General features: G+C 49.0%; 7 tRNA genes and 1 rRNA gene. All 8 read right to left on the bottom strand.

The window, feature by feature from the left end:
• Window positions 1-108: 108 nt before the first annotated feature.
• A tRNA-Ala gene (locus ACFQ38_RS03795) sits at window positions 109-181 on the bottom strand.
• Window positions 182-189: 8 nt separating this feature from the next.
• Window positions 190-266 (bottom strand) — tRNA-Pro (locus ACFQ38_RS03790).
• A gap of 21 nt (window positions 267-287) precedes the next feature.
• A tRNA-Arg gene (locus ACFQ38_RS03785) sits at window positions 288-364 on the bottom strand.
• A gap of 12 nt (window positions 365-376) precedes the next feature.
• Window positions 377-465, bottom strand: a tRNA-Leu gene (locus ACFQ38_RS03780).
• 7 nt (window positions 466-472) lie between these two features.
• Window positions 473-547: transfer RNA gene (locus tag ACFQ38_RS03775), tRNA-Gly, on the bottom strand.
• 8 nt (window positions 548-555) lie between these two features.
• Window positions 556-637, bottom strand: a tRNA-Leu gene (locus tag ACFQ38_RS03770).
• A gap of 28 nt (window positions 638-665) precedes the next feature.
• A tRNA-Lys gene (locus tag ACFQ38_RS03765) sits at window positions 666-741 on the bottom strand.
• A gap of 81 nt (window positions 742-822) precedes the next feature.
• A 5S ribosomal RNA gene (gene rrf, locus ACFQ38_RS03760) occupies window positions 823-938 on the bottom strand.
• Between the last annotated feature and the right edge of the window lie 211 nt (window positions 939-1,149).

Genomic DNA, 1,149 nt, shown 5'->3' with positions numbered 1-1,149 from the left:
AGATGTCAATTTCGAATCTGAAGATTCGTTTTGTCTCTTCCGCCGACGGGGTCGGCTTTGAGACTTTATTTGTTGACGTTTTGCTGTTCAGTTTTCAAGGTTCATAAGTGGAGCCTAGCGGGATCGAACCGCTGACCTCCTGCGTGCAAGGCAGGCGCTCTCCCAGCTGAGCTAAGGCCCCATTAAAAATGGTCGGGAAGACAGGATTCGAACCTGCGACCCCTTGGTCCCAAACCAAGTGCTCTACCAAGCTGAGCTACTTCCCGGTTTAAAAACTATTATATTAATGGCGCGCCCGACAGGAGTCGAACCCATAACCTTCTGATCCGTAGTCAGACGCTCTATCCAATTGAGCTACGGGCGCATACGTAATAACTGGTGCCGAGAACCGGAATCGAACCGGTACGGTAGTCACCTACCGCAGGATTTTAAGTCCTGTGCGTCTGCCAGTTCCGCCACCCCGGCAATTGTATGGAGCGGAAGACGGGATTCGAACCCGCGACCCCGACCTTGGCAAGGTCGTATTCTACCACTGAACTACTTCCGCGTGAAAAATGCGGGTGAAGGGAGTCGAACCCCCACGCCTTACGGCACTAGATCCTAAGTCTAGCGTGTCTGCCAGTTCCACCACACCCGCAAAAAAATCCAAGATTTTCATCAAGAAATGGTGAGCCATACAGGATTCGAACCTGTGACCCTCTGATTAAAAGTCAGATGCTCTACCGACTGAGCTAATGGCTCAAAAANGCCGACCCCCTGCTTGTAAGGCAGGTGCTCTCCCAGCTGAGCTAATCCTCCGTTATGTAATATGGAAAGTTGATAGCCTGGCAACGTCCTACTCTCACAGGGGGAAGCCCCCCACTACCATCGGCGCTGAAGAGCTTAACTTCCGTGTTCGGGATGGGAACGGGTGTGACCTCTACGCTATCGCCGCCAGACCAACAATATCTTGTTTCAAAAGACATTACTCATTATAACAACTTCCCAAGAAAACACAAGTACTTTTTTGAAAAAAGTTTCGTGTTAACTGAACAAATTTATTCGTTCAAAACCGGATAAAACAGACATTGTACATCAATCAACCGTGCAATTTTTTCTTTGTCCAGCCTCAGCGGTTAAACGGTCGTCTCCGCTTTTCTTATAGGTTAA

Origin of the sequence: Sporosarcina contaminans, assembly GCF_042679045.1 — a bacterium.
GTDB lineage: Bacteria > Bacillota > Bacilli > Bacillales_A > Planococcaceae > Sporosarcina > Sporosarcina contaminans.
Note: the sequence above shows the minus strand (reverse complement) of the source record. Positions and strands in the feature narration are given on the sequence as shown.